This is a genomic window from Arthrobacter sp. 2YAF22_2 (assembly GCF_052114645.1).
Lineage (GTDB): Bacteria > Actinomycetota > Actinomycetes > Actinomycetales > Micrococcaceae > Arthrobacter.
Genome location: NZ_JBFRFD010000158.1, coordinates 1 through 6,895, shown reverse-complemented (window position 1 = coordinate 6,895; position 6,895 = coordinate 1). Strand labels below are relative to the sequence as shown.

The 6,895-nt window shown below is 64.1% G+C and carries 5 protein-coding genes and 2 pseudogenes; 6 read left to right on the top strand and 1 reads right to left on the bottom strand.

What is annotated here, in order from left to right; all coding sequences use genetic code 11:
- Positions 1-175 (bottom strand): annotated as a pseudogene (locus tag AB4Y86_RS08530) (DUF3515 domain-containing protein); the annotation flags it as partial.
- Between the two features lie 784 nt (positions 176-959).
- On the opposite strand from AB4Y86_RS08530, the gene AB4Y86_RS08525 reads away from it, so the two are divergent.
- The 6 genes and pseudogenes from AB4Y86_RS08525 to AB4Y86_RS08500 all read left to right on the top strand — a co-directional run.
- On the top strand, positions 960-1,256 hold the full coding sequence (locus AB4Y86_RS08525; RefSeq protein ID WP_441401822.1) for a hypothetical protein: 297 nt from the start codon (positions 960-962) through the stop codon (positions 1,254-1,256).
- 1 nt (position 1,257) lies between these two features.
- Positions 1,258-2,523 (top strand): glycosyltransferase family 4 protein, encoded by a 1,266-nt coding sequence (locus tag AB4Y86_RS08520; RefSeq protein WP_441401821.1) that lies wholly within the window; start codon positions 1,258-1,260, stop codon positions 2,521-2,523.
- Positions 2,524-2,558: 35 nt separating this feature from the next.
- Positions 2,559-4,262, top strand: coding sequence for a glycosyltransferase family 4 protein (locus AB4Y86_RS08515; RefSeq protein ID WP_441401820.1), 1,704 nt, complete (start codon positions 2,559-2,561; stop codon positions 4,260-4,262).
- Positions 4,252-5,163 carry an ABC transporter permease gene (locus tag AB4Y86_RS08510; protein ID WP_441401819.1) on the top strand — a complete coding sequence of 304 codons (912 nt, stop codon included), beginning with the start codon at positions 4,252-4,254 and terminating at the stop codon, positions 5,161-5,163. The genes AB4Y86_RS08515 and AB4Y86_RS08510 overlap by 11 nt, the downstream gene beginning before the upstream one ends.
- Positions 5,150-6,037, top strand: a complete 888-nt coding sequence (locus AB4Y86_RS08505) for an ABC transporter ATP-binding protein (RefSeq protein ID WP_441401818.1) — start codon at positions 5,150-5,152, stop codon at positions 6,035-6,037. The genes AB4Y86_RS08510 and AB4Y86_RS08505 overlap by 14 nt, the downstream gene beginning before the upstream one ends.
- Positions 6,038-6,274: 237 nt before the next feature.
- Positions 6,275-6,895, top strand: a pseudogene (locus tag AB4Y86_RS08500) (glycosyltransferase); the annotation flags it as partial.

The following is a 6,895-nucleotide window of genomic DNA, read 5'->3' as shown; positions in this document are numbered from 1 at the left end:
CCCCAACGCTGTCCGGCAGCGCCACCATCATGGGCGCGCAGGCGGCGTTCGCCGCGTCCTTGGCAGGGGAGACGTCGACGGCGGGGGAGCAGGCACTGAGCACCAGCCCGGCGGCGGCTGCGGTGGCAAGAAGGCGAAGCGGACGAAGAGAACCGGGCCGGCGGAGCTGTTGCATCCATCCAGCCTATCCCGGTGGTTGGGGTTGCCTCGAACATGCGCGGTTAGACCCCACTCACAGCAACGGTGCCGTGACTTTCGACACCAACCAGCTCTCGTTCCCGGCCGTTCACCAACAGTTGGAGCGGTGCCGAGGTGCCCGAGAGGCAGCGAACAATTCGCTGAGAATCAGCAGCCAAGGTTGTCGCGGTACTGGGCGGGGACGGACCAACATACTTCGTAACTTCTACAAATCCGCAGCATATGAAGCTGGCAGTAACCCGGGAATTGCCGGGGAACCTGTAGAGTACTCACGGTGCCGCGTTAGTTTGGCGGCTCCGACAGACCGTACGAACCCTGAACCTGGCGACGTACCGCACGGAATATTTGCTTTGGGGGAACACTTGGCTTCATCACACAGCAGTGCCCAGCGGAGCACTCCTGGGACTGCTGCGGCGGCGCTCTGCGCCGCCGCGGTTTTGACCCTCGGCCTCGGCGCAGCCCCCGCTCACGCGGACGATCAAGTCGACCCCAGCCCGTCCTCCTTGGTGATTCTGGATACGACGCCCGCGCCAACGCCCACGCCCTCCGAAACCCCATCGGGTCCCGAGCTGGCACCGGCGCCCGATCCCATCCCGGATTCGCCGATCGTTTCTCTACCCCCTACGGCACCGCCCGAGCAGCCTGGGGATTCCCAACCGGCTCCAGCCCCGGGCGGGGACGCTGCACCCGCGGATCCCCTCATTCCTGTCCCAGCTCCGGCTTCGCCGGAACGCCCCGCGCCCGTGCCTCAGCTGACAGTGATGCCCTCAGCGGAAACCACGCCGCAGGGCGAGCGGCCGGCAGAGGCAGTCACAGAAGCGCCCTCGCCGTCGGCAAGCGCAACGGCCGCCGCGCTGCCGTCGGCGGCTCCTTCCAAGACGCCGGCCCCCGTGCCGGTGCAGGCGGCTCCGGTCATCCAGGCGGCGGTGGCGGCAGCCACTGGCAGCCCGTTCGGCGTGCAGTTGGTGACCGTCCTGATCCTGCTGGGTGCAGGACTTGCTTACTTCCGTGCCCTGGGTGGCAAGGGCGCTCGTACTTCGCCAAAGGCCGGAAAGTAGGATGGCCCGGCAAACCTTCCAGGACGTGTCACGAATCGCCGCAGCTAAGGACCGTCCCGTCCGTGTAAGCCTGTTGGTGCACTCTTACTGGCCGGAGAGCAGCCCTCCGCAGCGCCGCTGGACGGCACTGCTGAAGGAATTCTGCGCCTCCGGCTGGGACGTCGACGTCGTCACACCGGTCGCCCATGCCCCGGCCGGCCGGCGCGAGCTGCCGCAGGAGCGGGCCGGCCGCCCCTTCCGCCGGCAAAAGGGCCAGTTCACCGAAGAAATCCGCCGTGTTCCGTACCTGCCGCACGGCAACTCTCAGCTGGCGCGCTTCGTTGACCACTGTTTCTCAGCCGCCATGACCGTGCCGCTGGGGCTGCTGACGCGGAAGCCTGACGTGGTCCTCGCCACTGCACCCAGCCTGCCCATCCTCGCCGCCGGCTACCTCCTGGCCAAGGCGCGGAAGGTTCCGTTGATCGTCGAGATGCGCGATGCGTGGCCGGATCTGGCGCGGGATTCACGCATGGTGAAGGGCCGCGTAAAGAGTGTGGTCGAGGTGGCCGTCGAGTTCATCCAACGTCGCGCCGACCTGGTGGTCACCGTCACCGATGGATTTGCGGACACGCTCCGCATGCGCGGACTCCAGAACGTGGCAACCGTCAGCAACGGCTTGCACGTCGATACCATTCCGTTCCTGCCGCCGCCGGAACCGGAGCGTGAGGTCTTCGAAGCGCTTTACCTCGGAAACCACGGAGCAAGCCAGCGGCTGGAAGTGGTGATCCGAGCCAGCGCGCTGGTGGGTGATGCCATGCACTTGCATCTGGTGGGGCACGGCACGCAGCTCCCCGCTCTGGAGAAACTAGCGCGCGACCTTGGCGCTCCCGTCACTTTCCACCAGCCCCTGCACGGCCAGGCTGTCTTGGACCGTTACGCCTCCGCGGACACCTGCATCATCTCGCTCCGGGACGACTGGAAGTCGTTCGAAACCACCGTCCCTTCTAAGACCTACGAAGTCTTGTCCCTGGGCCGTCATGTCACGGCAATCGTCAAGGGTGAGGCCGCGCGCATCATCGAAGATGCGGAAGCCGGCGACATTGTGGCGAGCACCCCGGAAGCCGTCGCCGAGCTTTGGCGCGAGCTCGCAGCAGACCGCTCGCGGCTGGTCCGCGTCGAAGCCAGCCGTCAGTGGGTCAAGGAAAACGCGGACTACGCCCAGCTGGCCGAGCGGTACATGGGGCTCATCGCCGGACTGCTCGGCCGGGAGCCGGTCCCAGCGCGATGATCCAGCTTCTCCGCAATGTTCGATTGGCCGCAGGCGTGGCAAGCAGCCACCTGACGGACGATCCGCTCCTACTCCTCCTGCAGCTCAGCCGCCGGTTCCCGGCGCGGCTGGTGCGGCCGCTTTCGACGGCGGTTGTTCGTTTCGCACGCCCCGAGTCCACCGATATTCCGGTCCTGATTGCCGCACTGGTGGCGGGCGACGACGCCGACGTGAAGCGGCGGCTCTCCCTGGCCACTGCAGCCGGGCTGGCGGGGGAACGTGCCCGGCGCCTCGCCGACGTCGCCCTTGCCGCCCAACTGCCTGGGCTGGCCGATGATTTTCTTGGCCGCTCGAGTGGCGCGCGCAGCCTGGCGGCTACCCGCGCCCGCCGGTTTTGGTACGACGGCGCCGTCGGCGACGCCGTCGCGGTCTTGGATACTGAAGGCCGGGCTGGCCGGCGGCAGCGGGCGCGGCTGGCAGCCGAAGTCAGTGTGCTGAACGGCGCCGCGGCTCCCGCGCTGGACCACGAGGTTTTCGTTGCCGTGCCCGGGCGAGTGCTGCACTTCTTGAGCAACTCGCTGCCGCACACTACCAGCGGGTATGCGCAACGGTCCCATTCCGTCCTTGCTGCGCAACAGGCTGCGGGCTGGGACGTTCTGGCCGTGACCAGGCTGGGCTACCCGGTTCAGGTCGGCAAGGTCGGTGCCAGAGCCGAAGATGTAGTGGACGGCGTCCGCTACCGGCGGCTCCTTCCGGCAAAATTGGCCGGTACCCTGGACGCCCGGCTTCAGCAGCAAGCCGAAGAACTGCTGGCCATAGTGCTGGATTTCAAGCCCAGCGTCCTGCACACCACTACGCACTTCGTGAACGCGGTGGTGGTCCGGGCCGTGGCCCAGGCCGTGGGCATCCCCTGGGTGTACGAGGTGCGTGGGCAACTGGCCGACACGTGGGCTTCCACTCGCGGAGCGGACGCGAAGAGCAGCCAGTACTACCGACTCTTCCAGGGCCGCGAGGCCGGGGTCATGCGGGACGCTGATCTGGTAGTCACCCTGGGTACCGCGATGAAGGCCAATATCGTCGCCGCCGGCATCCCGGAAGGCAAGATCCTGATTGCCCCGAACGCTGTGGGCGGTGACTTCCTCGAGGAGCCCTTAGACACGGCATCGGCACGCCGTGTGCTTGGCCTCAAAGAGGGCGGACAGTACATCGGCACGGTCAGCAGCTTGGTGGCCTACGAAGGTCTCGACTGCCTTATCGACGCGTTTGCGCTGCTGGCGCCCCGTTTCCCGCAGCTTAGATTGCTGATCGTGGGCGACGGCGTGTCCCGCCCCGCACTCGAGGTGCAAGCCCGGGAGTCGGGCTATAGCGAGCGGATCATCTTCACGGGGAGGGTTCCCCGTGAAGAGACGGCGCGCTACCACCAGGCATTGGATGTCTTTGTTGTGCCACGCAAGGACCTTGAGGTGACGCGCTCCGTAACGCCCCTCAAGCCCGTTGAGGCTTTGGCCTGTGCCCGCCCGGTGGTGGCGAGCAGGTTGCCGGCACTGCAGGAAATTGTTGACGAGCGTGTCGACGGTTTGTTGGTGCAGCCGGAGAATCCGGCGGCGCTGTCGGAAGCGTTAGCGGCGCTCCTGATAGACGACTCAGCGAGGTCAGCCATGGGAAGTTCCGGCCGCGCGAAAGTGCTGGCCTCGAGGACTTGGGCGGCAAACGCACGAGCTTTGGCAGCCGCTTATACGGAGCTGCTACGTGAAAAATGAGGAGGACGAGTTAGTGTCCGCAGAAACCGAAGTGGAGCCGGACCAGACGGCTGTCCAGCCGCTGTCCGTTGACATGCGCCGGCTGACCAGGGTTGGTTCCCGGCCAGGCTTCCTCGACTACCTGATCCAGCTGTGGGACTTCCGGCAGTTCATTTTTTATGATGCCCGGGCCCGCGTCCAAAGTGGGACTCGCAGGGACCGGCTTGGAAGCGCGTGGTTGCTGTTGAACCCGATATTCAACGGGCTGACCTACTACTTGATCTTTGGGCTGCTGCTGAAAACCAGCGGTGGCATCGAGAATTTTCTCGGATATCTCGTTATTGGTATTTTCATCTTCCAGTTCAGCTCGGGCGCGATCACCTCCGGCGCCAGGTCCATCCGAAACAACAAGTCCGTAGTTCAGGCCTTCAACTTCCCGAGAGCCGCCCTGCCCATCGGGGCGAATGTGCGTGAGTTGTTGTCCGCGGTTCCCCTGATCCTTGCGATGCTGCTGATCGCAGTGGTCCTCCCACCGGCCGAGGAGATTACGTGGCTTTGGCTGCTGGTGATACCGGCAGTACTATTGCAGTCGCTTTTCAACTTGGGCGTCGGGCTGATCCTGGCTCGCATGATTGCCCGGATCAACGACGTCACGCACCTTATTCCCTTTGCCCTGAGGGCGTGGATGTATTTGTCCGCGATCTTTTATGCCTACGACCGTTTCGTCACCCACCCGCAGTTACTGGCCATCATCAAGCTCAACCCCTTGTTCAACGTCATCGACATCATTCGAGACTGTGTGCTGTATGCCAGGGTGCCGCAATGGCAGTCCTGGGCGATTCTTGCCGCGTGGGCCCTCGGAACCTTGGCTGTGGGCCTGGTGTACTTCTGGAAAGGGGAGGAGTCCTATGGGCGCGGGTGAGAAGGAGATATACATCGCCGGCCATCCGTGCGTTGTGGTGGACAGCGTGCAAATGAAGTATCGGGTCGCATCCAGCGAGGTCTCGGAACAGCCCGCGGATAGTATCCGGCGTCGGTTCCTGAGCAGGGCCGTCAGTAAGCCCAATATGGTGACCGTGCACGCCCTCAACGAGCTGTCCCTGGTGGTCGAACGCGGGGAATCCGTCGGCATCATCGGCCGCAACGGTTCAGGCAAGAGCACGCTGATGAAAATTATCAGCGGGCAGTCCAAGCCCACGTCGGGCGCGGTCTACGCTTCCAGCACCCCCATCATGCTGGGCGTCAACGCGGCCTTGGTCCAGGACCTGTCCGGCGACCAGAACGTCATCCTGGGTTGCCTCGCCATGGGCATGAGCCGCGTTCAGGCACAGGAAAAATTTGACGGTATCGTGGAGCTCTCCGGCCTGGAGAAGTCGATCCACCTGCCGATGAAGTCCTACTCGTCCGGAATGGCCTCTCGGCTGCGTTTTGCCATCGCCGCAGCGGTCGATCCCGAGATTCTTTTGGTTGATGAGGCCCTGAACACGGGTGATGCGCAGTTCGCCGACCGCAGCAAACGCCGCATGGACGAACTTCGGGCGCAGGCCGGCTGCGTTTTCTTGGTCAGCCACAGCCTGGACACCATTCGCGACATGTGCACCCGCGTGGTCTGGCTGGACAAAGGCGATTTGATCATGGATGGGGATCCGGCGCTGGCTATCAATTCCTACCAGGAGTTCACGAAGCACCTGTCAAAGGGAAACAACAACTCGGCCTCAAAGATCCTAGAGGATGCCAAGAACGCCTTGGTGGCAACTGAGATCCGCGAACGAACTTCGCGACGGGTCAGGGCCTAAATGGGGGCGACGAAGGATCTACGCAGCGCCGTTTGGCACTTGCGCAAGGGCGGCCTGCCGCAGCTTGTGACGTGGCGTAAACGTCAGTTGGTTGAACGTGGCTTCGCTGCCCCACGGGACGTTCAAGGCGTAGAGGGCGGCTGGACCGGACGGGGGAGGAAGCGCAGGCTCTCGTTTGCGGCAGCTTCGCTACCGGACCTAGACCCGGTTCGCCCGGACATCAAAGCCGCAGTTATCTTGGATGACTTTTCCATGCTTGCTTTCGGATACGAATGGTCGATTCATGCCGTTCATCCGAACTCCTGGCGCCAGGACCTCAGTGACCTCAAGATCGATTTGCTGTTTGTAGAGTCGGCGTGGACCGGCAACAACGGTCTGTGGCGGGGGAAAATTGCTGGCCCCAGTGGACCCGCCGCGCCATTCAGGGAATTGCTGCAATGGTGCACGGCGCAAGGGACCCCCACGGTCTTCTGGAACAAGGAAGACCCGCCCCACTATGGCGATTTCCTCCCGGCAGCGAAGTTGTTCGACTACGTCTTCACCTCGGATTCTGGCCGCGTGGAACAGTACAAAGCTGATCTGGGCCACAGCCGTATTGGCGTCCTGCCATTCGCTGCCCAGCCGGCGGTACACAATCCGGTGAGGCCGCGCCGCGGGCGACACAGCAGGGACGTCGCCTTTGCTGGCATGTACTTTTCGCACAAATACCCCGACCGGCGCCAGCAAATGGACCAACTCTTGGGCGGTGCCATGGACGCCTCAGCCCGGATGACTACGGGGCTCGAGATTTTTTCTCGTCGGCTCGGTGGTGACGCCCGCTACCAGTTTCCGGCTCCGTTGAGCACGCGAGTCGTGGGC